The sequence below is a fragment of the Aeromonas hydrophila subsp. hydrophila ATCC 7966 genome (genome assembly GCF_000014805.1).
Lineage (GTDB): Bacteria > Pseudomonadota > Gammaproteobacteria > Enterobacterales > Aeromonadaceae > Aeromonas > Aeromonas hydrophila.
Map to the genome: position 1 here is coordinate 1,737,485 of NC_008570.1, position 26,982 is coordinate 1,764,466.

Annotated in this window: 29 protein-coding genes; 21 read left to right on the forward strand and 8 right to left on the reverse strand. The window is 63.8% G+C overall.

The features are described 5' to 3' along the window. Positions 1 to 13 precede the first annotated feature (13 nt). The 12 genes from napG to AHA_RS08045 all read left to right on the forward strand — a co-directional run bounded on the left by napG (position 14) and on the right by AHA_RS08045 (position 8,347). Positions 14 to 748, forward strand: coding sequence for a ferredoxin-type protein NapG (gene napG / locus AHA_RS07990; RefSeq protein WP_011705482.1), 735 nt, complete (start codon positions 14 to 16; stop codon positions 746 to 748). Next, complete coding sequence (napH, locus tag AHA_RS07995) at positions 745 to 1,620, forward strand: quinol dehydrogenase ferredoxin subunit NapH (protein ID WP_011705483.1); 876 nt, start codon at positions 745 to 747, stop codon at positions 1,618 to 1,620. The genes napG and napH overlap by 4 nt, the downstream gene beginning before the upstream one ends. After that, positions 1,620 to 2,075 (forward strand): nitrate reductase cytochrome c-type subunit, encoded by a 456-nt coding sequence (locus AHA_RS08000; RefSeq protein WP_011705484.1) that lies wholly within the window; start codon positions 1,620 to 1,622, stop codon positions 2,073 to 2,075. Before napH ends, AHA_RS08000 begins: the two co-directional genes overlap by 1 nt. Before the next feature lie 11 nt (positions 2,076 to 2,086). Beyond that, positions 2,087 to 2,677, forward strand: a complete 591-nt coding sequence (locus AHA_RS08005) for a cytochrome c3 family protein (RefSeq protein ID WP_011705485.1) — start codon at positions 2,087 to 2,089, stop codon at positions 2,675 to 2,677. A gap of 262 nt (positions 2,678 to 2,939) precedes the next feature. After that, positions 2,940 to 3,446, forward strand: coding sequence for a molybdenum cofactor biosynthesis protein B (moaB, locus tag AHA_RS08010; RefSeq protein ID WP_011705486.1), 507 nt, complete (start codon positions 2,940 to 2,942; stop codon positions 3,444 to 3,446). 9 nt (positions 3,447 to 3,455) lie between these two features. Further along, positions 3,456 to 3,980 (forward strand): cyclic pyranopterin monophosphate synthase MoaC, encoded by a 525-nt coding sequence (gene moaC, locus AHA_RS08015; RefSeq protein WP_011705487.1) that lies wholly within the window; start codon positions 3,456 to 3,458, stop codon positions 3,978 to 3,980. After that, the gene (moaD, locus tag AHA_RS08020) at positions 3,977 to 4,222 is read left to right on the forward strand and encodes a molybdopterin synthase sulfur carrier subunit (RefSeq protein ID WP_011705488.1); all 246 of its coding nucleotides are present in this window, start codon (positions 3,977 to 3,979) and stop codon (positions 4,220 to 4,222) included. The genes moaC and moaD overlap by 4 nt, the downstream gene beginning before the upstream one ends. A 2-nt stretch (positions 4,223 to 4,224) precedes the next feature. Beyond that, entirely contained in the window at positions 4,225 to 4,698 is a 474-nt protein-coding gene (gene moaE, locus AHA_RS08025; RefSeq protein WP_011705489.1) for a molybdopterin synthase catalytic subunit MoaE, read from the forward strand. A 102-nt stretch (positions 4,699 to 4,800) separates the two neighbouring features. Beyond that, the gene (gene modA / locus AHA_RS08030; protein WP_011705490.1) at positions 4,801 to 5,529 is read left to right on the forward strand and encodes a molybdate ABC transporter substrate-binding protein; all 729 of its coding nucleotides are present in this window, start codon (positions 4,801 to 4,803) and stop codon (positions 5,527 to 5,529) included. Positions 5,530 to 5,752: 223 nt separating this feature from the next. Then, positions 5,753 to 6,433, forward strand: coding sequence for a molybdate ABC transporter permease subunit (gene modB / locus AHA_RS08035; RefSeq protein ID WP_011705491.1), 681 nt, complete (start codon positions 5,753 to 5,755; stop codon positions 6,431 to 6,433). Continuing rightward, entirely contained in the window at positions 6,430 to 7,506 is a 1,077-nt protein-coding gene (gene modC, locus AHA_RS08040) for a molybdenum ABC transporter ATP-binding protein (protein WP_011705492.1), read from the forward strand. The genes modB and modC overlap by 4 nt, the downstream gene beginning before the upstream one ends. Positions 7,507 to 7,570: 64 nt before the next feature. Then, the gene (locus AHA_RS08045; protein ID WP_162901982.1) at positions 7,571 to 8,347 is read left to right on the forward strand and encodes an alpha/beta fold hydrolase; all 777 of its coding nucleotides are present in this window, start codon (positions 7,571 to 7,573) and stop codon (positions 8,345 to 8,347) included. Between the two features lie 85 nt (positions 8,348 to 8,432). Here AHA_RS08045 and moeB read toward each other — a convergent pair whose 3' ends face one another. Together moeB and moeA are read right to left on the reverse strand one after the other, a co-directional pair. Continuing rightward, a complete protein-coding gene (gene moeB, locus AHA_RS08050) occupies positions 8,433 to 9,188 on the reverse strand; it encodes a molybdopterin-synthase adenylyltransferase MoeB (RefSeq protein ID WP_011705494.1) in 756 nt (251 codons plus the stop codon). Beyond that, complete coding sequence (gene moeA / locus AHA_RS08055; protein WP_011705495.1) at positions 9,185 to 10,411, reverse strand: molybdopterin molybdotransferase MoeA; 1,227 nt, start codon at positions 10,409 to 10,411, stop codon at positions 9,185 to 9,187. The genes moeB and moeA overlap by 4 nt, the downstream gene beginning before the upstream one ends. Before the next feature lie 305 nt (positions 10,412 to 10,716). On the opposite strand from moeA, the gene folE reads away from it, so the two are divergent. Both folE and AHA_RS08065 read left to right on the forward strand, forming a co-directional pair. Continuing rightward, complete coding sequence (folE, locus tag AHA_RS08060) at positions 10,717 to 11,373, forward strand: GTP cyclohydrolase I FolE (RefSeq protein ID WP_011705496.1); 657 nt, start codon at positions 10,717 to 10,719, stop codon at positions 11,371 to 11,373. 411 nt (positions 11,374 to 11,784) lie between these two features. Continuing rightward, positions 11,785 to 13,440 carry a methyl-accepting chemotaxis protein gene (locus AHA_RS08065; RefSeq protein ID WP_011705497.1) on the forward strand — a complete coding sequence of 552 codons (1,656 nt, stop codon included), beginning with the start codon at positions 11,785 to 11,787 and terminating at the stop codon, positions 13,438 to 13,440. Between the two features lie 250 nt (positions 13,441 to 13,690). Here AHA_RS08065 and AHA_RS08070 read toward each other — a convergent pair whose 3' ends face one another. Then, positions 13,691 to 15,421: a formate--tetrahydrofolate ligase gene (locus AHA_RS08070; protein WP_011705499.1), complete on the reverse strand. Its 1,731-nt coding sequence runs from the start codon at positions 15,419 to 15,421 to the stop codon at positions 13,691 to 13,693. 66 nt (positions 15,422 to 15,487) lie between these two features. Here AHA_RS08070 and AHA_RS08075 point away from each other — a divergent pair, with 66 nt between their 5' ends. After that, positions 15,488 to 15,904 carry a hypothetical protein gene (locus tag AHA_RS08075; RefSeq protein WP_011705500.1) on the forward strand — a complete coding sequence of 139 codons (417 nt, stop codon included), beginning with the start codon at positions 15,488 to 15,490 and terminating at the stop codon, positions 15,902 to 15,904. A 31-nt stretch (positions 15,905 to 15,935) separates the two neighbouring features. On the opposite strand, the gene AHA_RS08080 is transcribed toward AHA_RS08075, so the two are convergent. Beyond that, on the reverse strand, positions 15,936 to 16,838 hold the full coding sequence (locus AHA_RS08080; RefSeq protein WP_011705501.1) for a LysR family transcriptional regulator: 903 nt from the start codon (positions 16,836 to 16,838) through the stop codon (positions 15,936 to 15,938). Positions 16,839 to 16,948: 110 nt separating this feature from the next. Between AHA_RS08080 and AHA_RS08085 the strand changes: the two genes are divergently transcribed. The 4 genes from AHA_RS08085 to AHA_RS08100 all read left to right on the forward strand — a co-directional run bounded on the left by AHA_RS08085 (position 16,949) and on the right by AHA_RS08100 (position 19,903). After that, positions 16,949 to 17,509, forward strand: coding sequence for a YceI family protein (locus AHA_RS08085; RefSeq protein ID WP_011705502.1), 561 nt, complete (start codon positions 16,949 to 16,951; stop codon positions 17,507 to 17,509). Continuing rightward, entirely contained in the window at positions 17,509 to 18,246 is a 738-nt protein-coding gene (locus AHA_RS08090) for a hypothetical protein (protein ID WP_011705503.1), read from the forward strand. Before AHA_RS08085 ends, AHA_RS08090 begins: the two co-directional genes overlap by 1 nt. A gap of 186 nt (positions 18,247 to 18,432) precedes the next feature. After that, positions 18,433 to 19,554: an adenosylhomocysteinase gene (locus tag AHA_RS08095; protein ID WP_011705504.1), complete on the forward strand. Its 1,122-nt coding sequence runs from the start codon at positions 18,433 to 18,435 to the stop codon at positions 19,552 to 19,554. A gap of 37 nt (positions 19,555 to 19,591) precedes the next feature. After that, on the forward strand, positions 19,592 to 19,903 hold the full coding sequence (locus AHA_RS08100; protein ID WP_011705505.1) for a SelT/SelW/SelH family protein: 312 nt from the start codon (positions 19,592 to 19,594) through the stop codon (positions 19,901 to 19,903). Positions 19,904 to 19,965: 62 nt separating this feature from the next. On the opposite strand, the gene AHA_RS08105 is transcribed toward AHA_RS08100, so the two are convergent. The 3 genes from AHA_RS08105 to AHA_RS08115 all read right to left on the reverse strand — a co-directional run bounded on the left by AHA_RS08105 (position 19,966) and on the right by AHA_RS08115 (position 24,096). Then, positions 19,966 to 21,690: a lysophospholipid acyltransferase family protein gene (locus tag AHA_RS08105; protein WP_011705506.1), complete on the reverse strand. Its 1,725-nt coding sequence runs from the start codon at positions 21,688 to 21,690 to the stop codon at positions 19,966 to 19,968. 142 nt (positions 21,691 to 21,832) lie between these two features. Beyond that, entirely contained in the window at positions 21,833 to 23,056 is a 1,224-nt protein-coding gene (gene pepT, locus AHA_RS08110; protein ID WP_011705507.1) for a peptidase T, read from the reverse strand. Positions 23,057 to 23,673: 617 nt separating this feature from the next. Further along, a complete protein-coding gene (locus tag AHA_RS08115) occupies positions 23,674 to 24,096 on the reverse strand; it encodes a hypothetical protein (protein WP_164927495.1) in 423 nt (140 codons plus the stop codon). 27 nt (positions 24,097 to 24,123) lie between these two features. Here AHA_RS08115 and speA point away from each other — a divergent pair, with 27 nt between their 5' ends. Both speA and AHA_RS08125 read left to right on the forward strand, forming a co-directional pair. Next, positions 24,124 to 26,025 (forward strand): biosynthetic arginine decarboxylase, encoded by a 1,902-nt coding sequence (speA, locus tag AHA_RS08120; protein ID WP_011705508.1) that lies wholly within the window; start codon positions 24,124 to 24,126, stop codon positions 26,023 to 26,025. Between the two features lie 282 nt (positions 26,026 to 26,307). Then, positions 26,308 to 26,496, forward strand: a complete 189-nt coding sequence (locus tag AHA_RS08125) for a hypothetical protein (RefSeq protein WP_011705509.1) — start codon at positions 26,308 to 26,310, stop codon at positions 26,494 to 26,496. Between the two features lie 65 nt (positions 26,497 to 26,561). Here the strand turns inward: AHA_RS08125 and AHA_RS08130 are convergent, their stop codons facing one another. Further along, positions 26,562 to 26,852, reverse strand: coding sequence for a hypothetical protein (locus AHA_RS08130; RefSeq protein WP_162518438.1), 291 nt, complete (start codon positions 26,850 to 26,852; stop codon positions 26,562 to 26,564). Between the last annotated feature and the right edge of the window lie 130 nt (positions 26,853 to 26,982).

Consider the following 26,982-nt stretch of genomic DNA (forward strand, 5'->3'; position numbering starts at 1 on the left):
GGGGGAGCGCGAGATGAGTCGTAGTCGGCGCCAGTTTCTGGCCGACATGGCCAAGGGGGCCTGCGGTGTGGGCCTGCTTGGCGTGGGGCTCGGCGGCATGGCGCGCCAGCAGGTGCAGGCCGTGCCTGCCCAGGCGCTGCGCCCGCCGGCTGCCCTCGACGAGGCGCAGTTCCTCGGCGCCTGCGTGCGCTGCGGGCTCTGCGTCGAGGCCTGCCCCTACGACACTCTCAAGCTCGCCCGGCTGTTTGAACCCGTGACCACCGGCACCCCCTACTTCAAGGCGCGCGCCGTCCCGTGCGAGATGTGTGAAGACATCCCCTGCGTGGTGGCCTGCCCGAGCGGGGCGCTGGATCAGACCATGACCGATATCGATCAGGCGAGGATGGGAGTGGCGGTGCTCATCGATCACGAGACCTGCCTCAACTACCTGGGGCTGCGCTGCGACGTCTGCTACCGGGTCTGCCCGCTCATCGACAAGGCGATCACCCTGGAGCTGCAACATAACCAGCGCACCGGCAAGCACGCCATGTTCCTGCCCACGGTGCACAGCGATGTCTGCACCGGTTGTGGCAAGTGCGAGCATGCCTGCGTGCTGGAGGAGGCGGCCATCAAGGTGGTGCCTCGCCAGCTCGCCAAAGGGGAGATTGGCCACCACTACCGGCTCGGCTGGGAAGAGAAGGCGAAGGCGGGCAAATCGCTCATCGGCGACAGGCTCACTCTGCCGACCCGCAAACCGGAGGGGCTATGAGTCGTTATCCGGGAGCCGAGGCCACGGCCAGGCTGGGCTGGTGGCGGTCACACCGCTTCCTGCTGCTGCGCCGGCTCTGCCAGTTTGGTGTGCTCACGCTGTTCCTGCTGGGGCCGCTGGCGGGCATCTGGATCCTCAAGGGCAACCTCTCCAGCTCGCTGCTGCTGGAGACGGTGCCGCTCACGGATCCGCTGACCCTGCTGCAGTCGTTGGCGGCGGGCCATTGGCCCATCCCCACCCTCTGGCTGGGGGCCGTCATCGTGCTGTTGGGTTACTGGTTGGTCGGGGGGCGGGTGTTCTGCTCCTGGGTCTGTCCGGTCAACTTGGTTACCGATGCCGCGGCCTGGCTCAGGGGGCGACTTGGCCTCAAGGGCAACGGTCAGTTCAGCCGCACCACCCGCTACTGGCTGCTGGCCATGGTGCTGGTGGCACCGGCCATCGCTGGGGTGCTGGTGTGGGAGCTGGTTAACCCTGTGTCGCTTACCCTGCGCGGCCTGCTGTTTGGTATGGGGGCAGGCTGGGCCTTGTTGGCGGTGCTGTTCCTGTTCGACCTCTTTGTGGTGGAGCGGGGCTGGTGCGGTCACCTCTGTCCGGTGGGGGCCTTCTATGCCCTGGTCAACCGGGTCGGGTTCATCAAGATTTCTGCCAAGGGGCGCGAGCGGTGCAGCAACTGCATGGATTGTTATGCGGTGTGCCCGGAACGTCCCATCCTGCGCGGCCCCGTTCACGGTGCCAAGCGTGGTCACGGGCCCTTGATTGTGGCTCAGGAGTGTACCAACTGCGGCCGTTGCATCGATGTCTGCGCGGAGCAAGTTTTTGAAATCACTGTAGGTTTTGCCGTCAAGGCAGAGAAAACGTCGGAGAACACATAATGAAGAAGCTGATTGGAGCAATGCTGGCCTGTCTGATGGCAGGTTCCTTGATGGCGGCAGTCCCCGAGATCACCAACAGCACGGGGGGCATCAAATCGGAGCGGGGGAACACGGATCTGGTGACGGATGCCGATGCGGCCCCCATGAAGAACTTTCGCAAGGATGGTGACCTCTACGATCGCCAGTACATGCATCAGCCCCCGCTGATCCCCCACGACACCCGCAACTATGAAGTGGACAACAAGGTCAACAAGTGCCTGGCCTGTCATAGCTTCAAGAACGCCAGCGCCATGAAGGCCCCCAAGATCAGCCCGACTCACTTCGAGACCCGTGACGGCATGACCCTGGGCGAGGTCTCGCCGCGTCGCTACTTCTGCCTGCAGTGCCACGTGCCGCAAGCGGATGCCAAGCCGCTGGTGGAAAATACGTTTAAACCAGTTGAAGCGCTGAACTGAGGAGCCCATAGATGAAATTACCCGGTTTTGTGCAGCGTCTGTGGACCACCTTCAAGTCTCCCTCGAAGGCCGCCCTCTGGGTGCTGCTGTTGATGGGATTCTTCGGCGGGGTCATCTTCTGGGGTGGTTTCAACACCGCCATGGAAGCCTCCAACACCGAGAAGTTCTGTACCGGTTGCCACGAGATGAAGGACAACGTGTTCGTGGAGTACCGCGACACCATCCACTACGCCAACCGTTCCGGCGTGCGTGCCAGCTGCCCGGATTGCCACGTGCCGCATGAATGGACCTACAAGATCATTCGCAAGGTGCAGGCGTCCAAGGAGCTGTGGGGCATGCTGACCGGCAAGGTGGATACCCGCGAGAAGTTCGAGTCGCACCGGCGCGAGATGGCCGAGCGAGAGTGGAAGCGGATGAAAGACACGGATTCGAGGGAGTGCCGCAACTGCCATAACTTCGAATACATGGACTTCTCCCTGCAAGGCAAACGGGGTGCCCAGATGCACTCCACCAGCCTGGCCAGCGGCGAGAGCACCTGTATCGACTGTCACAAGGGTATCGCTCACCAGCTGCCCGACATGACGGGCGTGAAGGGCTTCTAAGCCCATCTGATGCAGGCCGGGTTCGCCCGGCCTGTTCATATTCCGCCCGGTCAGGGTAAAAGCGCTGCCGTGCGCCCTTTTAATCCCCCCTCTGGTGCGAGTTTTGGTAGAATCGGCCCGCCGTGAGTCGCAGCGCGTGACCGACTGGTCAAGGTTTGGTCCTGATGGACATGAGCCTCTCCTCGCAATCGAGCGCTGCCAGCCGGGATCCTGGCCACTTTTCTTCTCTTTGCTCACGGTCCTTTGCCATCAGGAGCTGCCCATGGGACAGAAAAACAACGCATTCATTCCCCTCAAGATCGCCGTGCTGACGGTCTCCGACAGCCGTACCGCCGCCGATGACAGTGCGGGTGACTATCTGGTTTCTGCCCTGACCGATGCCGGTCACGTGCTGGCCGACCGGGCGCTCTGCCCCGACAATCTGTTTCGCATTCGCGCTCAGGTGAGCGACTGGATCGCCGATGAAGGGGTGCAGGTAGTGCTCATCAACGGCGGCACCGGCTTCAACGAACAGAACCGGGTGCCCGAGGCGGTCGGCGTGCTGTTCGAGCGCACCGTGCAGGGCTTTGGTGAACTGTTCCGTCAGCTCTCCTTTGCCGAAATCAAGGGCTCCGCCATGCAGAGCCGCGCGCTGGCCGGGCTCGCCAATCGCACCCTGATCTGCTGTCTGCCGGGCTCCCCCGGCGCTTGCCAGCTGGGTTGGGAGAAGCTTGTTCAAGACCAGCTCGATGCCCGCACCAAGCCGTGCAACTTTGTCTCCCATCTTTGAGGGCCTTTGATGAACCCGACCGAACCCAAGCAGACTCAGCCCAACCTGACCCATCTCAACCAGAGCGGCGAAGCCCACATGGTGGATGTGACCGACAAGCAGGTGACCGAGCGTGAGGCTCGCGCCGAGGCGTTTGTCACCATGGCCCCCGCGACCCTGGCCCTGATCCTGAGCGGTCAGCATCACAAGGGGGACGTGTTCGCCACCGCCCGCATTGCCGGCATCATGGCGGCCAAGAAGACCTCGGATCTCATTCCCCTCTGCCATCCACTGGCCCTTACCCGGGTGGAGGTAGAGATAGAACCCCAGGCGGAGCAAAATAGGGTCCACATTCGCACCCTCTGCAAGCTGGCCGGCAAGACAGGGGTAGAGATGGAGGCACTGACCGCCGCATCGGTGGCGGCGCTGACCATCTACGACATGTGCAAGGCGGTGCAAAAGGACATGGTGATCGAACAGGTGCGGCTGGTGGAGAAAAAGGGCGGCAAGTCCGGCCATTTTCAGCTGGGTGTGACTGACGGAGAGCAAGCATGATCAAGGTACTCTTTTTTGCCCAGGTGAGAGAGCTGGTGGCCTGCGACGCGCTGAGCCTGCCGTGCGACTACGCGACTGCCGAGCAACTGCGCAGCGCCTTGAGCGAGCGCGGCGACAAGTGGGCGCTGGCGCTGGAAGCGGGCAAGCTGCTGGTGGCGGTCAACCAGACCCTGGTGCCGCTGGATACGCCCCTTCATGATGGCGATGAGGTCGCCTTTTTCCCGCCGGTGACCGGAGGTTAAGGATGAGCGAGGCAACCATGACCGATCGCATTCTGGTGCAGCGGGATGACTTCTCGCTGGCCGACGAATATGCCCGCCTCGCCGCCCGGCAGGATACCGGCGCCGTGGTCAGCTTTGTCGGCAAGGTACGCGACTTCAATCAGGGGGAGCAGGTGAAAGGGCTGGCCCTTGAGCACTACCCTGGCATGACCGAGAAGGCGCTGACGGACATAGTGGCCGAGGCCCGCAGCCGCTGGCCCCTGCAGGAGTGCACCCTGATCCACCGCATCGGCGAGCTGCTGCTCGGCGATCAGATCGTGCTGGTGGTGGTGAGCAGTGCCCACCGCGAGGCGGCCTTCGAGGCCTGCCACTTCATCATGGATTTCTTGAAAACCCGGGCGCCGTTCTGGAAAAAAGAGCTGACCGCCGAAGGGGTACAACGCTGGGTCGAGGCCAAGGAGAGCGACAACACTGCCGCCGCCCGCTGGCAAGCTTGACCTGTTCAAGGGGGCTGGCTCATCGGGAGCCGCGGCCCCTGTTTTCGGGGCCACCCCTTGGTTGGGGATATATAAAAGCGGCCCCAGTCAGGAGGTAAAGGAATGAAACCGCTGTTATCCGTTGTCATCGCCGGGGTCTGCGCCAGTGCGCTGCAGGCAGGTGCCGTGCAGGCCGATGAGGTCAAGGTGGCCGTGGCCGCCAACTTCAAGGGCACCATAGAGCGCATCGGCAAGGAGTTCACCGCCAAGACCGGCCACACCCTGGCCATCTCCTCCGCCGCGACCGGGGTGCTCTACACCCAGATCAGCCACGGCGCCCCGTTCGATCTCTTCCTCTCCGCCGACGTGAAAACCCCGCAGAAGCTGGAGCAGGAGGGCAAGGGCAGCGAGCGTTTCACCTACGCCATCGGCCAGCTGGGTCTGTGGCAGAAGGGGGGGCCTGCTCCTGACGAGGCAACCCTGCGCAGCTGGAAGGGCAACCTCGCCATCGCCAACCCGAAAACCGCCCCCTACGGCACCGCCGCCATGGCGACCCTCGACCATCTCAAGATCGATCCCAAGCAGTACCGCCTGCTGACCGGCACCAACATCGGCCAGACCTGGCAGTTCGTCGATACCGGCAACGCCGAGCTGGGCTTCGTCGCCTGGGCCAACCTGGTGGAAGCGGGCAAGACCGGCGAAGCCTGGGCCGTGCCGGCCGACTTCTATCCGCCCATCGAACAGCAGGGGCTGGTATTGAAGAAAGGGGTGGCGGTCGAGGCGCTGGTGGCCTGGCTCAAGGGGCCGGGTCAGGCACAGATCAAGGCGGCGGGTTATGCGCTGCCCCACTGATGGCGCAACCACACACCTACCTGATGAGTGGCCGGCCCTCGGGTCGGCCCACTTTTGCGATAAGGATGCGCACCATGCCGTTGCCTGAATTCACCCGGGAGGTGGGCGATGAGTATTGAAAGAGATCTGCTGGCAATGACTCGTCTAACTCGGGATAAGCGCTGTCGGGAGTGCGGCTCATTCGTCGTGTCTGGTGCTGGAGCTGGCGTTGGGAGTGGGTCCGATGAGTGAAGGGGATCTGCTGGCAGTCTGGCTCACCCTGAGACTGGCCGCCAGCACCACCGCCATCCTGCTGCTGCTCTCGCCCCCGTTGGCCTGGTGGCTGTCGCGCAGCCAGCACAGGCTCAGACCCGTGGTGGAGGCCCTGGTGGCGCTGCCGCTGGTGCTGCCGCCAACGGTGCTCGGTTTCTATCTGCTGCTGGCTTTCTCCCCCTCCTACGGGCTGGGCGCCTGGTGGCGCGACACCTTCGGGGCGCCGCTCGCGTTCAGCTTTACCGGCCTGCTGCTGGCCTCCATCCTCTACTCGCTTCCTTTCGTGGTGCAGCCGCTCACCTCCGCCTTCGTCAACATGGGCAACAAGGAGCTGGAGGCCGCCGCCACCCTGGGGCTCGGGCCGCTGGAGCGCTTCTTCCACATCATCTTGCCGATGACGTTGCCCAGCTTCGTGATGGCGGCGGCGCTCGGTTTTGCCCACACCCTGGGGGAGTTCGGGGTGGTGCTGATGATTGGCGGCAACATCCCCGGCGAAACCCAGGTGCTCTCCATCGCCCTGTTTGATCACGTGGAGACGATGGACTATCAAAATGCCCACCTGCTGGCGGGTGGCCTGATGGGCTTCTCGCTGGTGATGCTGGTGCTGGTGTACGGTGTGCTGCAGCGCCGGCAACGGAGGCTGTTCGGATGAGCGACACCCGCAAGGCGCAACCGCTGCAACTCAAGGTGAGGCGGGCGTTCGGCGCCTTTACCCTCGACTGTGAACTGGCGCTGGAGCTGGGGGGCATCCTCGGTCTGTTCGGCCCCTCCGGCTGCGGCAAGAGTAGCCTGCTGCGCATCATCGCCGGGCTGGACAGGGCGCCGGGCGACAAGTTGAACTGGCAGAACAGGGCGCTGAGCGATCTGCTGCCCGAGGCGCGCCGCATCGGGCTGGTGTTTCAGGATTCGCGTCTCTTCCCCCATCTGAGCGTGCTCGGCAACCTGCAACTGGCGGCTCGCAAGGGGCGAGGGCGCTGGCAGCCCGAGGCGCTGGCGACCCGGCTCGGCTTTGCCGAACTGCTGCCCCAGCCGGCCCACGGCCTCTCTGGCGGCCAGCGCCAGCGGGTGGCACTGGCCCGTGCCCTGTTGGCCGAGCCCGATCTGCTGCTGCTGGATGAGCCTTTTTCTGCGCTGGACAGACGCAGCCGCATCCATCAGGCCCATGTGCTCAAGGGCTTGCAGCAGGAGAGCGGCATTCCCATGATCTTTGTCAGTCACGCCATGGAAGAGGTGAGCCTGCTCTGCGATCAGCTGGTGCTGCTGGCGGATGGGCGGGTGGAGGCGCAAGGTCGGCCGAGCGAGATCTTCGCCCGCACCGATCTGTCGCTTGCCAGTCGCGACGACGCCGGGGTGATGCTGGCGGCGACCCTCTCTCACTACGATGACGACGAGCAGATGGCGACCCTGCAGCTGGGCGAGCAACAGTTGCGGGTCACCATGACCCAGGTGCCGGACGATGGTGGCCCCTTGCAGATCAAGGTGGCCGGGCGGGACGTGGTGATCGCCACCGCCCCCATCGAACACTCCAGCCTCTCCAACTGTCTCACCACTCGACTGCTGGCCGAACGCGAAGTGCGCCCCGGTCAGACCCTGTTGCAGTTGGCGCTGGGTCAGCAGATACTGCTGGCCCGGATCACCAGCCGCTCCGCCAGACGGCTGGCGCTCGCCCCGAACCAGCAGATCTACGCCTACATCAAGGCGGTGAGCCTGGTCAGCGAGGGTTGAGCGGGTTGCAGAAGAGGCAGAAAATCAGGATGGTTCAGCGGATGAGTCGAGAGGCAATGAACTGATGCGCCGCAATCAGGTGATGAAATCCAACGGTCTTGCTCTGCGCAGTGCGGGGGAGGGCCCCTTGTTGCTGCTGCTGCATGGGCTGGGCTCCTCCAGCCTCGACTGGCAGGCGCAGATCGAACGCTTTTCCGAGCACTACCGGGTGGTGGCGCTGGATCTGCGCGGCCACGGCCAGAGCATGCAGGAGGGGCCGTTCGACGTGACGACCCTGGCGGCGGACGTGGTGAACTGGCTCGATGAACAGCCTGAGCCCGCCTGGGTGGTGGGGTTGTCGCTCGGGGCCATGGTGGCGCTGGAGCTGGCGTTGCAACTGCCGCACAAGGTACAGGGGCTGGTGCTGGTCAACGGTTTCAGCGAATTTCTGCTGGAGACGCCAAAAGAGCAGGAGCGCTTTGCCCAGCGCCTCAAGTGGCTGCGCTGGTTCGGCCTGCGGCCGCTGGCCTGGTGGCTCGGCCGCGAGCTCTTTCCCGGCCCCGACCTTGCCCAGGTGCGTCACACCTTCCGGCTGCGTTTCGTGCGCAACAAGAAGAAAACCTACAAGGCGCTGCTGGAGGCACTGCCCGGCTGGTCGGTGCGCGCCCGGCTAGGCAACATCTGGCAACCGGTGGCCATCATCTCCACCAGTCACGACTATCTGCCGCTCGCCAAGCGGGTGGAGCAGTTCGCCTCCCTGCCCAACGCCACCATCCACACCCCCAACGGCCACCACGCCTGGCCGGCGGAAGACCCCTCCGGCTTCAATCATCTGTTGCAGCGGATCCTCTCTACCCATTGATGAAGTGGTGGAGAACAGTGACAGATAAAAAAAGCCGACCTCATGGGTCGGCTTTTTTGTTGGCGAAAAGGCTGGCTGGGATGATTCACCCGTGCGAGCAGACCGGACAGTCGGGACGCTTGGGCAGCTTCATCTCGCGAAAGGTGCCGCCAAGGCCGTCGATCATCAGCAGGCGGCCGCTGTAACTGCGGCCCATCCCCGCCAAGAGCTTGATGGCTTCGAGTGCCTGCAGGCTGCCCACCAGACCCACCACAGGTGCCAGCACCCCTGCCTCGACGCAGGTGAGCGCCTGCTCGCCAAACAGGGCGCTGAGGCAGGCGTAGCAGGGTTCCCCCTCCTGCCAGGTGAAGCTGCAGACTTGTCCCTCCAGCCGGATGGCGGCGCCGCTGACCAGCGGCACGCCGTGCTGGCGGGCCTTTTGGTTGAGCAGGTTGCGAATGGCCAGGTTGTCGGTGCAATCCAATACCAGCTGGTGCTGTGGCAACAGGGTATCGAGCAGCGCCTCGTCGGCCACGGCGGCGTGGGTCTCCACCTTGAGCCAGGGGTTGAGGGCGTGCAGGGACTGGGCGGCGGAGTCTACCTTGTAGTGGCCGAGGCGCTCATCGGTGTGCAGCACCTGGCGCTGCAGGTTGGAGAGCTCCACCCGATCGAAATCGACCAGAGTGAGCTGGCCGACCCCGGCCACCGCCAGATACTGGCTGGCGGCGCAGCCGAGGCCGCCGGCGCCGATCACCAGCACATGAGCCTGTTTGAGCGCCTCCTGGCCCTCGAAGTCGAAGGACTTGAGGATGATCTGGCGGTTGTAGCGCAACAGCTCGGCATCGCTCAGGATCTCGCTCACAGCAGCAATCCCCCGAATGGTTCGACGGTGACCGTCTCGCCTGCCGCGACACGACCCCGCTCGCGCTCAAGGACGATGTAGCAGTTGGCCCGCGACAGGGAGCTGAACACGGCGGAGTCCTGCGAGCCGGTGCTGCGCACCTCCAGGCCGTTTGGCCCCTGAGTCAGGATGCCGCGCTGGAAGTCGAGCCGGCCCGGTGCCTTCTTGAGCGGCTCTGCGGCAATGGCTGGCAGTTGAAGCGGGCGCTCGAAGCGTTGGCCCGCCAGCTTGGCCAGCGCCGGTTGCACCAGCTGATCGAAGGTGACCATGGCGGAGACCGGGTTGCCCGGCAGGCCGAAGAACCAGGCGTGGGGCAGGCGACCGAAGGCAAACGGCTTGCCCGGCTTGATGGCGAGCTTCCAGAAGCCGATTTCGCCGAGCTCCTCCAGCAGCTGTTTGGTGAAGTCCGCTTCCCCCACCGAGACGCCGCCGGTGGTGATGAGGGCGTCGGCCTCGCGATCGGCCTTCAGAAAGGCGGCGCGCAGTTGGGCCGGATCGTCTGGGATGATGCCAAGGTCGAGGCAGTCGCAGCCCATGCGATCCAGCATGGCCCGCACACCGTAGCGGTTGGAGTCGTAGATGTCGCCGTGGGCGAGGGGGGTGCCGACCGGCTTGAGCTCGTCACCGGTACTGAAGATGGCCACTTTGAGCGGCCGACGTACCGGCACGCTGGCAATACCGAGGGAGGCCAGCAGCGGCATCTCCCGGGCGGTGAGGCGAGTACCGGCAGCGAGCACGCTGGCGCCCTCGCGGATGTCTTCGCCGCGGCGGCGAATGTTCTGGCCGGGCACCGGCGTGGTCAAAAAGGTGATCCTGTCGCCGTCGGCCTGCGTTTCTTCCTGCATCACCACCGCATCCGTCCCGGCCGGCACCGGAGCGCCGGTCATGATGCGCACGCAGTGGCCGGCGGGCCACTCGCCCTGATAGGGCTGACCGGCAAAGGCCTTGCCCGCCATGATGAGGGGGGCGCCGCCGGCGAGATCCGCCAGCCGCACCGCGTAACCATCCATGGCGGAGTTGTCGAACGGAGGCACGGAGAGGGGGGAGGCGATATCCATGGCAAGTACCCGGCCAAGGGCCTCTGGCAGGGGCAGCTGTTCGCTGTCGCAGCAGCCGTCAAGCTGTGCCAGCATGCCCTGCAGGGCGTCGCTCAGGGGGAGTAGTCCGCTGGTATCAAATCCCATGTCATGACCTCATTGTGTGATGGAGGGGGAGTAGAGGGCGGATTATCCCAAAAATCCAGCTGGATGGGCAGGTTGCCGCGGGATAAAACCGACTGGCTGCACAGATAGGCAGCGACCGGAGCGAAAGGGTACCCCCGTATGGGGAGCACCGGCGGGGTAAAATTCGCCGGATTGGCATAAAGTCAGGGAACGGGCTTGAGTTAGCTTGAATTATGACAATAATCGCCGTTTACTATTGCGCCAAAACAGAATGCCGTCATAGACAAGGCGGCCATCACAGTCCCTGAGCGTGGGAGAGGAACAAGATGACGAGCTTAAGTCGGGAAGCCCTGTTGGTCAGGGCCGCCCTCGAGGCCGAGGGCCTCGAAACACCTCTGGTGGCCAATGCACTGGACGGTCAGCAGAAGCGGGAGAAGATCGAAGGCCACATGCGCGCCATCATGGAGACGCTGGGGCTGGATCTGGCCGATGACAGTCTGGCGGAGACGCCGCACCGCATCGCCAAGATGTACGTCAACGAGATCTTCTCCGGCCTCGATTACGCCACCTTCCCCAAGGTGACGGTGATCGAGAACAAGATGAAGGTGGACGAGATGATCATGGTGCGGGACATCAGCCTCACCAGCACCTGCGAGCACCACTTCGTCACCATCGACGGGCTGGCCCACGTGGCCTACATCCCCCGTGGCAAGGTGATCGGGCTCTCCAAGATCAACCGCATCGTGCAGTTCTTTGCCCGCCGTCCCCAGGTGCAGGAGCGACTGACCCAGCAGATCCTGCTGGCGCTGCAGACCCTGCTCGGTACCAAGGATGTGGCCATCAGCATCAAGGCGACCCACTTCTGCGTGAAAGCCCGCGGTGTGATGGACTCCACCTCCTACACCACCACCACCTCCCTCGGTGGGGTGTTCAAGACCCAGCCCGATACCCGCGCCGAATTCCTGGCCGGCCTGAAGCGCTGATCTGCCCGGAGACGTGCCGCCGCTGCGGCATGTCTCCTCGCTCTCCCCTCCTTTTTCCTGCTCCTGACTGCCCGCCGGTCGCCCCGACGATTTTCCTCAAGGGATTGGCAGGCCCGGTCGATATACCTTTTCATGGCTTGGGTGCGCTCTTTGGGAGTGCAGGCAAGTCGGCAAGGTGCCTGTTCCGGCGGCTCTCTCGACCGGGGTCTTGCTGCCGTTTCCCTGCCATGTGCCATTGCGGCTTGGGCTCGGCGCTTGGGCAGATCGGCACTTTGGCAACACTGTTCGCCTCGTTCATGCAAGGACATAGATTCATCAAGGCTGGATGAGCCGCCATGGAGGCGGTGACTGCGGATCGTATCGCTACGGTCCAGACGAGCGTTATCTGTTCACTCATATCCAGGACATGCCATGAATACCAGTACCATGACCATTGGCAAGAAACTCACCGCCGGCTTTGCCGTGCTCGGCCTGATGATGGCCTTCATCGGCGGCTTCTCGTTGCTGCAGTTCGGCAACATGAACCGGGCGGCCATCGGCTTTACCGACAGCATATTGCCCGCCGTGGTGCGCACCAGCACCCTGGGTGAGACCATCAACACCCTGCGCCGCTATGAACTGGATGTGTTTCTGGTGGCAGCCGACCCGCAGCAGCGGGCCCACTATCGGGATCTCAGCGAGCAGAGCCTGCAAGAGGTTGCCCGCCAGGTCAAAGCCCACGATGCCACCATCTGGGCAGAGGATGTGGAGGAGCGTCGCACCTTCGATATCGTCAAGCAGGACTGGGACAAGTACGTCGCCCTGCACCAGCGGGTGCGGCTGATGCAGGATGGCGGCCAGTTGGCGGAGGCCCAGCGGCTGTTCATGAGCGAGGGGATCACCCTCTATACCAATCTGGCCAAGTCGGTAGCGGATCTGATCCGCATCAACCACGGCTACTCCGTGGGCTCCCGTGCCCAGGTAGTGGAGGCGTTTGACAGCGCCAAGCTGAGCATCATCATCGCCCTGCTGCTGGGTCTGGGGCTGGCGGCCGTGCTCTCCACCGTGCTGACCCGCCAGATCCGCGATCCCTTGGTGATGCTGGCCCGTCAGGCGCAGCGCATCGCGAGCGGTGATTTGGGCAAGGGCGAACTGCAGGAGTGGATCCGCGGCAGTCGCTTCAAGCGTGACGAGCTGGGCCAGCTCGGCGCCGCCATCGATCGCATGCAGGGTGCGCTTGCGGATCTGGTGAGCGAGATCGCCGGCTCGGTGAGCCAGCTCAGCAGCGCGGTGGAGGAGGTGAGCGCCATCTCCGAGCAATCCGCCACCGGCATGGCTCGCCAGCAGAGCGAGGTTTCCCAGGTCGCCACCGCCATGAACGAGATGCAGTCCACCGTCAACGAGGTGGCCCGCAATACCACGGACGCCATGAGTGCCGCCAAGGATGCCTCCCGTACCTCGACCCAGGGCAATCAGGTGGTGCGCAGCGCCATCAGCAGCATCGAGGAGGTGTCGGTCAAGATTGAGCAGGCGGGCGCCGTGGTACAGCAGCTGGAGCAGGACAGCAACAACATCAGCATGGTGCTGGACGTCATTCGCGGCATCGCCGAGCAGACCAACCTGCTGGCGCTCAACGCGGCCATCGAGGCGGCCCGTGCCGGTGAGCAGGGTCGCGGTTTTGCGGTCGTTGCCGACGAGGTGCGCTCCCTGGCCCAGCGCACCCAGAACTCCACCGCCGAGATCAGCAAGATGATCGAGGTGTTGCAGGAGCGTACCGCCGAGGCGGGCAGCGCTATGCAGCTGAGTCGCCAGCAGATGCAGGAGAGCGTGGGGCTGGCCCGGGAAGCGGGCAGCAGCATCGACACCATCAACGGTGCCGTCACCCAGATCACCGACATGAACACCCTGATCGCCACCGCCACCGAGGAGCAGAACGCGGTGACCGAGGAGCTCAACCGCAGCATCGTCAACATCCACAATGCGGCCGACGAGAACGCCCTGGGGGCCCAACAGACCGCTCAGGCCTGCGTGGAGCTGAGCAAGCTGGCCAATACGCTGCACCATATGACCCAGCGTTTCACCCTCTAAATCTTGCTGCCACCAGGCAAATAACAGAAGGCCCCGCCAATCAGCGGGGCCTTGTTGTTTCTGGCAGGTTTGCTGATCGCAGGGTCGATGAGCGTAGCGCCATCGGCCGGCGCCAGACCCTTTATCCGCTCATTTAGCTCAGGCCGACGATATCGCCGTTATCGTCGATATCGATATGACGGTAACCGGTGGCAGGCTGTCGAGGCGGTGGCTTGGCCTGCAGCTGCCACTCACCATCAACCATCAACCATCAGCTCAGGCCGACAATTTCGCCGTTATCATCGATGTCGATATGACGGTAGGCCGGCAGGCTGCCAAGGCCCGGCATGGTCATGATGGGGCCTGCCAGGGCATAGACGAAACCGGCACCGGCGCACAGCTTCACCTCCTCGATGGGCACCTCGAAGTCCGTCGGCACCCCCTTGAGGGCGGGGTCATGGCTGATGGAGAGCGGCGTCTTGGCCACACAGACCGGCAAGTGATCCCACCCCTCGGCAGAGAGTTGTGCCAGCTGCTGGCGCGCTTTATCGGAAAGCTGCACGCCGCGCCCGCCATAACCGCACTCCACCAGGGTCGCCAGCTTGGCGCCCAGGCTCGCCTGGTCGGGGTAGAGCAGTTTGACCTTGCCTGGCTGCTCACAGGCGGCCACCACCGCCTGGGCCAGCTCGCTGGCACCGGCTCCACCCTGAGTAAAGGCGCTGGAGATGGCGCTGCCACAAGCGCCGGCTCGCAGCGCCGCGCGGGCCAGCAGGGCCAGCTCGGCCTCGCTGTCGGTGGGGAAGCGGTTGATGGCCACCACCACCGGCACCCCGTAGCGGCGGGCATTGGCGATGTGCCAGCCGAGGTTGGCGCAGCCCTGCTCGAGAGTCGGCAGATCCTCGCGCAGCAGGCTTTCCGGCAGCGGCTGACCCGGTCTAATGTCGAGCAGTCCGCTGTTGGCCTTGAGGCCGCGCACCGTCGCCACCAGCACCACGCAGGCCGGCGTGATACCGGACTGGCGGTGCTTGATGTTGAAGAACTTCTCCAGCCCCATGTCGGAGCCAAAGCCCGCCTCTGTCACCACGTAATCGGTGAGGCCGAGGGCCATGCGATCGGCGATCACCGAGGAGTTGCCGTGGGCGATGTTGGCAAAGGGGCCGGCGTGCACCAGCACCGAGGTCTGCTCGGTGGTCTGCATCAGGGTCGGCTGCAGGGCTTCTTTGAGTAGCACCGTCATGGCGCCCGCCACTTCCAGCTGCTCGGCGGTGATGGGCTTGCCGCGCAGGTCGCGGGCCAGCTGGATGCGGCCGATGCGCTGGCGCAGATCTTTCAGATCGCTCGCCAGCGCCAGAATGGCCATCAGCTCGGAGGCGGCGGTGATGACAAAGCGATCGCTGCGCTCCACCCCGTCGGCGGCGTTCCCCTGTCCAATCGTGAGGTGGCGCAGGGCGCGGTCGTTCATGTCGAGGGTGCGCGGCCAGAGGATGTTGTCTGCATCGATATCGAGCCGCTGCAAACCGGTTCTGGCGCTGAACTGGTCGCCGAGCTTGCGTTCATGGAACAGGCGGGCATCGAGGGCCGCCGCCGCCAGGTTGTGGGCGGCGGTGAGAGCGTGAAAATCGCCGGTGAGGTGCAGGTTCATCTCCTCCATCGGCACCACCTGGGCGTGACCACCACCGGCGGCGCCCCCCTTGACCCCGAACACCGGGCCCAGGCTCGGCTGGCGGATGGTGGCGATGCTGGGCTGGCCGATATGGTTGAGCCCCATGGAGAGGCCGAGGGTGGTCACCGTCTTGCCCTCGCCAAGCGGGGTGGGGGTGATGGCGCTCACCAGCACCAGCTTGCCCGCCGGTTTGGGGAGAGACTTGAGTAGCTCGAGGCTGAGTTTGCCCTTGTAGTGACCGTAAGGATGGAGCTGGTGCGAAGGGATGGCGAGGCGTTCGGCCAGCGCGTGAATGGGGAGACGGGGGGACTGGCGGGAGATCTCGATATCGCTTAGCATCAGCACCTCGTTGGCATGTCAGGTCAAATATGCGGCGCAGTCTAGTGGAATCAACAGGGTTATCCAATGAGTAATACTATTTTGTCCGGCAATCGTGAGCTGCATCTAACGCCCATCGAGCTGGATCTCAACGCCCTCTATCACCCGCCCAAACAGCCGTTGACCGCGCTGGGGGTCGTCAGCGCCTTCATTCCGCTGTTTGGTTATGGCTGGCAGGCGATGACCCAGGATCCCGAGACCCACTTTCGCCACGAACTGGGCAAGCGGATCAACAAGCATAAGACCGACGAGGCCAATCTCATCCTGACCCTGCAGCTGGCCGGCATGCTCGACTGCCACTGCCTGCATATCACCCTGCCCTATGCCTTTGACGAGGCGCAGCTGGCGACCCTGCGCCAGCGCCTGCCGCGCTGGCAGCTGAGCCTGCGCGACTTGCTGCTGGTGGCCGAGCTGCCGTTGCCTGCCGATAGCGTCGTCTCATAGCCATCCCGTCACCTCGGTCACTGCAAAGGTCTTAAGCCTTGCGATCCCAGTAGTGGGGGGCGAGATAGCGCTCCTGCACGAATTCGATGAAACAGCGCACCTTGGCCGAGACGAAACGGCGGTGCGGATAGAGGGCATAGAGCCCCACCTGCCCCTTCTCCCACTCCGGCAGCAGTGACACCAGGGCGCCGGAGCGCAGCGCATCGCCGACGATGAAGGTGGGCTGCAGTATGATGCCCTGATGGTCGCAGGCCGCCCGGGTCAGGGCCACCCCGTTGTTGGCCCGCAGCGGCCCCTGCGGGCGCACGCTCAGCTGCTCGCCATCCCGTTTGAACACCCAGTCCGGCTGGGTCAGGGTGTAGAGCAGGCAGTCGTGCTGCTTGAGATCCTCCGGGGTGTTCGGCGTGCCTCGCCGGGCCAGATAGGCCGGGCTGGCACACACTTCCAGTCGCATCATGGCCAGCGGTTTGGCCACCAGGGAGGAGTCCGGCAGGTTGCCGATGCGTAGCGCCAGATCGAACCCCTCTTCCACCAGTGCCACCCGTCGGTCGCTGTACTCTATCTCCAGCTTCAGATCCGGGTAGCGTTCGCGAAACAGCGGCAGGGCGGGGGAGAGGTGCAGGTAGCCAAAATCCATCGGCACCGACAGCTTGAGGGTGCCCTGAGGCTGCTGGTTGTTGCGGGTGAGCTGGCTGTGGGTCTCTTCGAGCTCCGCCAGCAGCGCCTGGGAGCGCTGGTAGTAGAACTGGCCGGCTTCGGTGGGGTTGACCTGGCGGGTGGTGCGCGACAGCAGCCGGGTGGAGAGCGACTCCTCCAGCTGCTGCATCAGCTTGGAGGTCATGGCGACCGAGATGCCGAGCTGGTTGGCGGCCTTGGTAAAACTTTGACACTCCACCACCTTGATGAAGGTGCGCATGGCGGCTATCTGGTCCATCTTTCACTCTCAGTTGATAATTATTTTAATAAATCGCTGATTATCTCTTCCGATATGGAGGTTAGCATCTTGGCTGTTGTTGTGAACCCCCAATATGAAGGAACGAACGGATGAAAATGACCAAGGCCCTGCTGGCCTCCTGCCTGTTTATGGCGGCTCCCCTGATGGCAGCCGATTACGACGTCGATGCGGCGCACACCACGGTGCAGTTCAAAGTGGGTCACCTCGGCTTCTCCGAACTGGTGGGCCGTTTCAATACCTTCAGCGGCACCTTCAGCATGGACGACGCCAACCCGGCGGCGGCCAAGGCGAGCTTCGAGATCGATGCCGCCAGCGTGGACTCCAACCACGAGCCGCGCGACAAACACCTGCGCAGCCCCGATTTCCTCGACGTGAAGCAGTTCCCCAAGATGACCTTCGTCAGCTCCGGCTATGAGGGCACCAAGGATAAGGGCGTACTGAAAGGCACCCTGACCCTGCATGGCGTGTCCAAGGAAGTGGCCTTCGATCTGGTCCACATAGGTGAAGGCAAGGATCCCTGGGGTGGCTACCGCAGCGGCTTCAACGCCACCACCACCATCAAGCGCAGCGACTTTGGCGTGAACTACATGGTGCCGAACATCCCCGACGAGATGAGCATCAATCTGTTCGTCGAAGGCGTGCGCAAGTAATGGGCGCGGCACTCCTGCTGCAAACCCTGGCGGCTCCTTTGGGAGCCGCTTTGCTGTCGTGGCGCTGGCCGCGGCTGGGGTATCTGTGGGGCGCCCTGGCGCTCTGGTTGGTGGGCTGTCTGCTGGGCGGTGCCTACGGGCTGCCGGTCAAGGCGTGGCAGTGGCTGCCGCTGACTCTGCTGGTGCCCGCCCTGGCGGCGCAACTGGCCGACCAGCGGGCCGCGCTTGCGCTGTTTGCCGCTCTGGGGGCGCTGGTGTGGTGGCAGGGGCTGGCCTCGGTGCTGGCGAGCGAGCCTGCCATCTGGCTGGCGTTGCTGCCTGCCATCGCCTGGCTGGGATGGACCGGGCTGCGTGGTGACAGCCGCGAGGGGCTCGGCTTTGCCCTCGGCTTTATCTGGCTGACGCTGGTGATCGGTATCGACGGCAGCCTGCTGATTGCCCAGCTGGCCGGCGCGCTGGCGGCGTTCGCCGGTTTCCGTGCCCTGCTCGGGGCCTTTGCCGGCAGCCAGGTGGCGCCCGCGGCGCTCGGGTTGGCGCTGGCCTTTGTCCAGATGCTCGCCTGGCAATACGTGGAAGTGCCGCTGCTGGTGCTGCTGCCGGTCTGGCTGCTGCCGCTGCTGGAGTGGACCTTGCGCAGCAAGCCCTGGATCCAGCGCTGGGCTCTGCTGATCCTGCTGGCGGGCTTGGGGGCCGGACTCAGCCTCTGGAAGGTGTGGCCGGAAGCCTCGTTGTACTGATTTTTAGCATAAAAAACAGACAATTAACCCGAAAGTTGCCGACTTCGTCATAGTCTGCACAGATAATGATTGAGCCCCATAGTGCTTTCAGATAAAAAGGATTTTCAATTATCTGGACACACACAGAACCCGGTCTGACCGGGTTCTGTTTGCCTGCTTGTTTGCGGCGCGCTAAGGAGGCCACAGTTGCGCAGTCAAGGATCTGAGCATCTGTTTTTTCGCCATTTCACCGAGCAGGGACGTCTCGACGGGCTCTGCATCCTGCTGGTTACCCATCTGCTTCCCGATCGCCCCCAGTTTATCCAGGCCCTCGATCAGATCGGGAGGATCGGCGCCATCCTGCCCAAACCCAAGTCAGTGCATGGACCGACCCTGACCTGGGCCCAGCAACACTATCCGGTACTGCCCCTCAATCGCCAGTGGACCAACACCCCACAGGGAGTGATCGAGCACATAGCCCCGCTGGTGGCGCCCCATGAGCGGCTGATCATCCTCGATATCGGGGGCTATTTCGCCAGAACCCAGGTCACCCTCAGCGAGTATTTCGGCCCCCGCTTCCTCGGGGTGGTGGAGATGACCGAAAACGGCCATCAGCGCTACGAGCTGGAGGTGCTGGCCACCCCGGTCATTTCGGTGGCGCGCAGCCCCCTGAAGCAGGCCGAGGATATCCAGATTGGCCTGAGCGTGGTCTACTCCGCCGAATCCCTGGCCCGTACCCTCAACCGCACCTTCAATGTCTGCCAGGCCGCCCTGTTCGGCTACGGCAAGGTGGGTCGCAGCATCGCCCGTGAGCTCAGGTGCCGCAACCTGCACCTGGAGCTGGTGGAGACCGACGTGCTGCGCCAGGTGGAGGCGCTCTCCCACGGCTTCAAGCTGGTGGGCAAGGCCGAAGCCCTCGGTCGGGCCGAGCTGGTGATCTGCTCCACCGGCAACGGCGCGCTGGACTTGGCGGATCTACAGCAGCTGCGCCCCGGCACCATGGTCGCCTCGGTCACCTCGGCGGACGACGAGTTTGCGTTTTGCCTCGCCCAGCTGCCCTGGCCGAGCGAGGAGGTGTGCCCCCACGTGCTGGCACTGACCCGCCCCGACGGTAGCACCATCTTCCTGCTCAACCGGGGCGAGGCGGTCAACTTCGTCCACGGCGCCGTCATCGGTGAATACGTCTATCTGGTGCTGGCGGAGATCATCGAAGGGGTGCGTCAGCTGGCGTTGCAGCCGCTGGCCCCCGGCCTGTTCGACCTGCCGCAATCGACCATGCGCACCATTGCCCGCCACTGGCTGGCCGACTTCCACGGGGTCGCCCAGTGAGTGTCTTTTTCTTAGCCGCCATTGATGGAGTGACCACATGAGCGACACGACGCTGCCCACCCCCAAACCCCGCATCGAGATCCGCTACTGCACCCTCTGTCGCTGGATGCTGCGCGCCGCCTGGCTGGCCCAGGAGCTGCTCTCCACCTTCGACAGCGATCTCGGCGAGGTGGCGCTGGTGCCGGCCAGCAAGGGGGAGTTTCGCATCCTGGTGGATGGGGTGCTGGTGTGGGATCGGGTGGCCGATGATGGCTTCCCCGAGGCCAAGGAGATCAAGCAGCGGGTGCGCGATGTCATCGCCCCCGAGCGCGACCTCGGCCATGCCGATCGCAAGTCGGCCGCCGAGTAGGCCACAGCATCAATGACAAAGAGAGGGAGGCACAGGCCTCCCTCTCTCGTTGTGGCGTCTGGTCAACGGTCGGCAGCTGTGCCCGGCGCTTCCTCTGCGGGGAGGCCGATATAGCGGGCCCGCTTGTGGGGCTTGAGGCGGCTCACATCCACCCACACCAGGCCGTCGATGCAGTGGTTGAAGTCGGGGTCGATGCCAAAATCCATGAACTGCACGCCACCCGGCTCGCACAGCTCGGAGTACTGCTTGTAGAGGGTAGGAATGGCGCAGCCCAGGTTGTCGAGGCGGGCCTTGAGCTCCCGCAGATCGGCGCCGTAATCCAGCCCGGTAAACAGCGGCGGCGTGGCGGGGTAGGGGCGGCGTGACGGGGCGAGCGCGAGCTCGGGGGCAAAATGCTGGCGATAGAAGCTCACCAGCAGATCCTTGGCCGCCGCCGGCAGGCTGCCGGAGAGCGACACCGGGCCGAACAGGTAGCGATAGCGGGGATAGCGCGCCAGATAGGCGCCGATGCCGAACCAGAGGTAATCGAGCCCCCGTTTGCCCCAATAGGCGGGCTGGATGAAGCTGCGGCCAAGCTCGATGGCAAGCTCCAGCCTGGGCAGCAATTTCTCTTCAAAGCCGAACAGGGTGTGGCTGTAGAGGCCGCCAAGCCCCTTGCTGGTCAGCAGTTCGGCCACCGGCGCGAAACGGTAGGCGCCGATGATCTCGAGCCGGGCCGGATCCCAGAGAATGAGATGGTGATAGTCATCGTCGAAGGCATCGAGATCTCGCCGCCTGCCGGAGCCTTCCCCTACCGCCCGAAAGGCGATTTCCCGCAGGCGCCCCAGTTCGCGCAGGATCACCGAATGGCTCAGCTCGTGGCGCCGGTAGAGGTAGATCCCCTGGCCATCCGGGGTATGGCCGAGCGCCTCGCAGGCGTCGATGGCCTGTTTGAGCTGACGGCGCTCCTCCGGCAGGGCGATGGGGGCCTCGGTGGCCAGCAACCCCCGCTTGCCGCGCCCGACTCGGTAGAGGTGGCTGCGTACCAGCCGGGCCGCGCTCTTGGCGGGCAGCTCCTGCACCCCGCTCACCGGAATGCGGGCGCCGATGGTGACGCCGATGCGTTTCCCTTGCTGGCGAAACAGCTGCTTGACCAGCAACAGCCCCGCCCAGTCGTTGTGGAGCCAGGCGGCGAGATAAAAGGAGAGACCGTTGCGCCCGTCCAGGTGGATGGGCACCAGCGGGGTGCGGGTGCGCTGGGCCAGCTTGATGAAGCCCGCCTGCCAGGGGCCGTCCTTGACCCCCTTGGGGCCGAGGCGCGACACCTCGCCGGCGGGAAAGATCACCAGCGCGCCTTCGCTCGCCAGGTGTTCCCCCATCGCCAGAATGGCGCGCCGGTCGGTCTTGCCGCCCAGGTTGTCCACCGGCAGCAGCAGGGGGCGCAGTGGCGTCAGCTGGGCCAGCAGCTGATTGGCCACTATCTTGACGTCCGGCCGGATGCGGCCGAGCAGGCGCAGCAGGGCCAGCCCGTCGAGGGAGCCGATGGGGTGATTGGCGACGATGATGACCCGGCCGCTGGCCGGAATGTGCTCGAGCTGGGCCTCGCTCACCCGGTAGTCGAAGTCGAGCTCGGTCAGCGCCTGCTCGACGAAGTCGAGTCCGCGCAAGTGGGGATGACTCGTGGCAAAGCGTTGAAACGCCTGCTCGTGCAGCAGCCAGCGCAGCCCCTGCCGGAGCAGGGGGCGCAGCAGGCCGTGGGCCGAGAGGCGGGGCAGGTGTTGTTGTAGCAGGGCATCGACACTGAACATGGGCTGGGCTCCGATGAGTCGTTGCCCTAGCGTGACGCCCTTCTGTTCCCGCCCCATGGCAGCGGGATGACAGTTTGATGGCAAAGAGGGGAGCCGGTTAACCGGCCCCCCTCTTGTTGTCATGGCGGTGACGATGGCCGGTCTAGCCGCGCCAGGCCGAAGTCAGGCGCACCAGCTCCACCAGGGTGGTGACCGCTTTCTCCATGGATTGCAGCGGGATGAACTCGTGCTTGCCGTGGAAGTTGTGACCGCCGGTAAACAGGTTGGGGCAGGGCAGCCCCATAAAGGAGAGCCGCGCGCCGTCGGTGCCGCCGCGAATGGGCTTGATCCTCGGGGTGACGTCGGCGGCCTGCATGGCGGCCTTGGCCAGCTCGACGATGTGCATATGCGGCTCGATCTGGCTGCGCATGTTGCGATAGCTGTCGGTCAGGGTGAGCTCGATGCGCGCCCGGGGCGCCTCCAGCTGCAGCGAGGCGACCCGCTCCTTGAGCTGGGCCTTGCGGGCGGCGAAGCCCTCGTCGTCGAAGTCGCGGATGATGTAGTGCAGGCAGGTCTCTTCCACGGTGCCGTTCATCTGGGCCAGGTGGAAGAAGCCCTGATAGCCGTCGGTCGCCTCCGGGGTCTGCTCGGTGGGCATGGCGGCGTGGAAGCGGGCGGCCAGGGTCTGACTGTTGATCATGCTGCCCTTGGCGGTGCCGGGGTGCACGTTGTTGCCGATAAAGCGCACGGTGGCGCCGGCCGCGTTGAAGTTCTCGTACTCGAGCTCACCCAGCTCGCCGCCGTCTACCGTATAGGCCCACTTGGCCGGGAAGCGGTCCAGCGGGAAGCGGTCGGCGCCGCGGCCTATCTCCTCGTCCGGGGTAAAACCGACCCAGACATCGCCACGGGGGATCTCGGGGTGGGCCAGCAGGTGGTCGATGGCGGTGAGGATCTCGGCGATGCCCGCCTTGTCGTCGGCCCCCAGCAGGGTGCTGCCGTCGGTGGTGATGAGATCCTGCCCCAGGTAGTTTTTCAGGAAGCGGTAGTCGCGAATGGCCAGCACCTCGTCCCCCTTGCCCAGACAGATGTCGCCGCCCTGATAGTTTTCGATGATCTGGGGCACCACGTGCGCCGCCTCGTAGTCGGCGGTATCCATGTGGGCGATGAGGCCGATGGCCGGCGCGTCCGGCTGGTTGCCCGGCAGGCAGGCGGTGAGGTAGCCGTATTCGTCCAGGGTGACCCGGCTAAGTCCCATCTGCTGCATCTCGTCGCACAGGGCGCGGGCGAAGACGAGCTGTCCCTCGCTGCTGGGACAGGCGGGATTGGTCGCATCGGAGCGGGTATGAAAAGTCACGTAACGCAAAAAACGCTCAAGCAAGGTATCCATTGGCAAGCCTCGTACCGGTGGGGAGGGGCCATTGTGGCCAATCTGGCGGCGCGGCTTTTTGCGTCAGCGCAGTTTTTGCCGCATTTTTTGGCGAAGATCTGGCTGTAAACGTGTAAGGTGGTTCAGACTGTGGTTGTTGATATCAAGCGCAGCATAAAATATTCAATAATCGACATTTTTAAGCGGCTTGTGATATGGCTCGGCAGGCGTTCAGCACTGAGGGGGGCGGGGGCGACAACGGATGGCGCAAACCGGCGTTATTTTCAGGGTGGAAAAGAGGGGGTGGACGGACTTCTTCCCCCGCGTGCCAGGCCTGCTGGCAGCAAGATTTGATCGCCTTATTAAAAGCAGTTTTTGAACACTATTTTTTATTGTCACCGCTGGCGGTAAGTGTGTACACTCCGCGCCGATCCAAGGGCAACCCTGAGCAGGCAGAGGCCGCCAGACTCCCGGAAGATCAGACGCCTATAGGGCGAGGCACGCAGCAACGACAGACACTGCTAGGGTATGGTTTCTTTAATACCGGTTAGGCTCCGGTATCAGGGAGAACAACGGACACTCAATGTCCAGCTGACCGAGTGAGCCAACGGCTCATCATCTTCCCTTGTCATGGGCGGTCACTGGTGCTGAGCTGGCTGTGGTTGTTGTCGTCTATCAACACGCACGCGTGCTGACGCCTTCGCTTCTCTTCCTTGAAACCTTCCCTTGCTGTCGTGATGGCTGCCGAATGATGAACGGACCGCGTGGCTGATGCTGTCCGTCATCAAAGTACCGCGGCGCTGTGAGCGCAGCACCGCATACCGTTGAGCTTGATGTAAAGCCACCAGCCCCACATCAAGACTCGTTACTTCCCCAAGATCCACCAGGCAGCCTAGGCTTGCCGCGATGTGCAAGGGATGTGACGGAAGGGCCCGGGTCAACCCGCCGCGTAGTGCGCGCAGGTTGCAGGAGTCGCCCTTCCCGAGCCGGCAGGCCGCCTCGGCGCGCCGCACCTTGTCATCGATGGTCTGGATGTGATTGAGGGTAACGAAGGCGGCCACCGGCCGCTCATTTGCGAGGCATAGCCCATGACTAACTGGTCCAGCAAGGACTCCTTGAAGGTCTACAACGTTCCCTACTGGGGTGCGGGTTTTTTCAACATCAATGACGCCGGTCATGTGACCGTCGCTCCCGACAAATCACGCCCTGATGCACAGATCGTGCTCTCCGACGCCATCGAACAGTTGCGTCAATCCGGGCTGACCACTCCGGTACTGCTGCGTTTCCCCGACATCCTCAAGAGTCGGGTCGATGCGCTGTTCAACGCCTTCGGTCAGGCCATCGAGAAGTCAGGCTATGAAGGGGACTACCTGTGCGTTTACCCGATCAAGGTAAACCAGCAGCGTCGCGTCATCGAGACCATCAGCCAGTCCTACAGCGACAAGCCCCGGCTTGGCCTGGAAGCTGGTTCCAAACCGGAACTGCTGGCCGTGCTGTCCCATCACCATGAGCAAGGCTCGGTGATCGTCTGCAACGGTTACAAAGACCGCGAATATATCCGCCATGCCCTCTTGGGCAACCTGATGGGCCACAAGGTCTACATCGTGGTGGAGAAGCCCTCCGAGCTGGAAATGGTGCTGGACGAGTCAGCTCGTCTCAACATCAAGCCCAACATCGGGGTGCGTGCCAAGCTGGCTTCCACCGGCTCCGGCATGTGGGAATCGAGCGGCGGCTCCATGTCCAAATTCGGTCTGTCCGCCTCCCAGATCCTGGCGCTGATCGAGCGTCTGCGCGGGCTGGGCAAGCTGGACTGCCTGCAACTGCTGCACTTCCACCTGGGTTCCCAGATCGCCAACATCCGCGACATCCAGGGTGGCATCCGCGAGTGCGGCCGTTTCTACGCCGAACTGCGTCGCCTCGGTGCCAACATCGAAGTGGTTGACGTGGGTGGCGGCCTGGGGGTGGACTACGAGGGAACCCGTTCCCAGAGCCACTGCTCCGCCAACTACAGCCTCTCCGAGTACGCCAACAACGTGGTGTGGGGCATCGGCGATGTCTGCCGCGAGTTCGACCTGCCGCACCCGACCATCATCAGCGAGTCCGGCCGTGCCCTGACCGCTCACCACGCCGTGCTGGTTACCAACATCATTGGTGCCGAAGGGGTGGAGATGAACGACATCAGCGCACCGGACGACGATGCGCCCACCATTCTGCAGAACATGTGGAAAGGCTGGCTGGACCTGCGCAGCGAAGATCCCTCCCTGCTGGAGATCTTCCACGACTCGGTGGCAGACCTCGGTGACGTCAATACCCAGTACACCATGGGCTTGCTCAACCTGGAGCAACGCGCCTGGGCCGAGATGCTGCACCAGAACACCTGTCTGGCGCTCAAAGAGCTGCTCAACCCGGTCAACCGCAATCACCGTGCGCTGGCTGACGAGCTCTCCGAGAAACTGGCTGACAAGTGCTTTGCCAACTTCTCCCTGTTCCAGTCCCTGCCGGATGCCTGGGGTATCGGTCAGGTGTTCCCGGTGATGCCGCTGGCCGGCCTCGAGCGTCCGCTCACCCGCCGCGGCATCCTGATGGACATCACCTGTGACTCCGACGGTCAGGTCGAGCACTACGTCGACGGTCTGGGGGTCGAGAGCACCCTGCCGATGCCAGTGTATGGCGAGCACGAAGAGTGCCACGTCGGCTTCTTCCTGGTCGGTGCCTATCAGGAGATCCTGGGGGATCTGCACAACCTGTTCGGTGACACCCACTGCGCGGAAGTGTGGCTCGATGACGAAGGCAAGATGGACATTCGCAACGTGGTGCGCGGCGACACCGTCGATCAGCTGCTGCGTTACGTCAACATCGACCCGTCGGTCATCCGCGAGAACTACCAGCGCATCGTCTCCCACCCGGCGCTGGACGACGCGACCCGCAAGGCCCTGCTCGACGAGCTGGAGCTGGGTCTGCAAGGCTACGCCTACCTGGAAGACGAATAAGCCCAAGGCTTGTTCACCCGCACCGCGAGACCATGTGGTGCGGGCATAAAAAAACGGCGCCTGCGGGCGCCGTTTTTGTTGCGCATGATCCGCAGCAGGCGCCGGCGGGGTGAATCTTGGGTTGAGTGCGGCTGATAGATGTCGGTTTGGGGCCCCATGGGCCGCAGATCCGGCAGATATCCGCGTCGGCCGTCGCTTCCCTTGATCTGCATCAAGTTTGCAGCGGCCGGGTTATCTTACGGTCAGAGTGATGTTGAAGGGATGTAACAAAAGGATGTGCGTATGGAACTTGAAAGGGACCCGAGATGCTACACCGACGTCTGTATCGACGGTAAGTGGTATCACTACGATCACTGCAGCACCCACGTCTACATGTTGATGGGGGGCGCCGCGCCGAGCCTGCAGCTCGCTTATGAGCCCAGCAGCGAAGAGGAGCTTATCGAGATGCTCCGCCAGCTCGCCCGCTGCTGAACTACATTGCCAGCATTGCCTGCGGCCATCGGCAGCTTGCCGCTGGCCGCGCTTCATTTATCTACTCAATTGTCTCGGTTTTGCCCCAGCAGTGTCTTGCCGAGCGCCTGCACGGCGATGGCCGCAGCGTAACCGGCGTCCGACTTGCCTATCTCATCGGCCACGTAGAGGAAGTTGGAGCGATACTTCTCCACCGCCTCGCGCGGGTTGGCCGCATCGATGAAATCCTCTTCCACCTCGAACCCCTGCGCCAGCAGCGCCTCTTTCTCGGGCAGGAAGGTGGGGGAGGCCATGTCGATAAAGGTGTACTGCTGCCGGTTGGAAGCCGGGATAGAGAAAAACTGGTACTTCGCCATTTGCGATACCTCGCCTGAACTAGTGTGTCGTGATGCGAGCTTCCTCTCGCCGAACTTTCGTCGAACTGTTTCTCGGGCGTCGAATTGATCCCCGGGCCTGTTGCAGGCAATAAAGGTAACGTTCGAATCT

Coding starts and splice junctions, on each gene's coding strand:
- AHA_RS08105 (WP_011705506.1), bottom strand. CDS start 21,690: ATGTTCAGTGTCGATGCCCTGCTACAACAACACCTGCCCCGCCTCTCG.
- moaC (WP_011705487.1), top strand. CDS start 3,456: ATGAACCCGACCGAACCCAAGCAGACTCAGCCCAACCTGACCCATCTC.
- napH (WP_011705483.1), top strand. CDS start 745: ATGAGTCGTTATCCGGGAGCCGAGGCCACGGCCAGGCTGGGCTGGTGG.
- AHA_RS08070 (WP_011705499.1), bottom strand. CDS start 15,421: ATGCTAAGCGATATCGAGATCTCCCGCCAGTCCCCCCGTCTCCCCATT.
- modB (WP_011705491.1), top strand. CDS start 5,753: ATGAGTGAAGGGGATCTGCTGGCAGTCTGGCTCACCCTGAGACTGGCC.
- AHA_RS08125 (WP_011705509.1), top strand. CDS start 26,308: ATGGAACTTGAAAGGGACCCGAGATGCTACACCGACGTCTGTATCGAC.
- AHA_RS08000 (WP_011705484.1), top strand. CDS start 1,620: ATGAAGAAGCTGATTGGAGCAATGCTGGCCTGTCTGATGGCAGGTTCC.
- AHA_RS08090 (WP_011705503.1), top strand. CDS start 17,509: ATGGGCGCGGCACTCCTGCTGCAAACCCTGGCGGCTCCTTTGGGAGCC.
- speA (WP_011705508.1), top strand. CDS start 24,124: ATGACTAACTGGTCCAGCAAGGACTCCTTGAAGGTCTACAACGTTCCC.
- moeA (WP_011705495.1), bottom strand. CDS start 10,411: ATGGGATTTGATACCAGCGGACTACTCCCCCTGAGCGACGCCCTGCAG.
- moaB (WP_011705486.1), top strand. CDS start 2,940: ATGGGACAGAAAAACAACGCATTCATTCCCCTCAAGATCGCCGTGCTG.
- moaD (WP_011705488.1), top strand. CDS start 3,977: ATGATCAAGGTACTCTTTTTTGCCCAGGTGAGAGAGCTGGTGGCCTGC.
- AHA_RS08045 (WP_162901982.1), top strand. CDS start 7,571: ATGCGCCGCAATCAGGTGATGAAATCCAACGGTCTTGCTCTGCGCAGT.
- AHA_RS08065 (WP_011705497.1), top strand. CDS start 11,785: ATGAATACCAGTACCATGACCATTGGCAAGAAACTCACCGCCGGCTTT.
- AHA_RS08080 (WP_011705501.1), bottom strand. CDS start 16,838: ATGGACCAGATAGCCGCCATGCGCACCTTCATCAAGGTGGTGGAGTGT.
- modA (WP_011705490.1), top strand. CDS start 4,801: ATGAAACCGCTGTTATCCGTTGTCATCGCCGGGGTCTGCGCCAGTGCG.
- AHA_RS08130 (WP_162518438.1), bottom strand. CDS start 26,852: ATGGCGAAGTACCAGTTTTTCTCTATCCCGGCTTCCAACCGGCAGCAG.
- pepT (WP_011705507.1), bottom strand. CDS start 23,056: ATGGATACCTTGCTTGAGCGTTTTTTGCGTTACGTGACTTTTCATACC.
- modC (WP_011705492.1), top strand. CDS start 6,430: ATGAGCGACACCCGCAAGGCGCAACCGCTGCAACTCAAGGTGAGGCGG.
- folE (WP_011705496.1), top strand. CDS start 10,717: ATGACGAGCTTAAGTCGGGAAGCCCTGTTGGTCAGGGCCGCCCTCGAG.
- napG (WP_011705482.1), top strand. CDS start 14: ATGAGTCGTAGTCGGCGCCAGTTTCTGGCCGACATGGCCAAGGGGGCC.
- AHA_RS08075 (WP_011705500.1), top strand. CDS start 15,488: ATGAGTAATACTATTTTGTCCGGCAATCGTGAGCTGCATCTAACGCCC.
- AHA_RS08100 (WP_011705505.1), top strand. CDS start 19,592: ATGAGCGACACGACGCTGCCCACCCCCAAACCCCGCATCGAGATCCGC.
- AHA_RS08085 (WP_011705502.1), top strand. CDS start 16,949: ATGAAAATGACCAAGGCCCTGCTGGCCTCCTGCCTGTTTATGGCGGCT.
- AHA_RS08005 (WP_011705485.1), top strand. CDS start 2,087: ATGAAATTACCCGGTTTTGTGCAGCGTCTGTGGACCACCTTCAAGTCT.
- moaE (WP_011705489.1), top strand. CDS start 4,225: ATGAGCGAGGCAACCATGACCGATCGCATTCTGGTGCAGCGGGATGAC.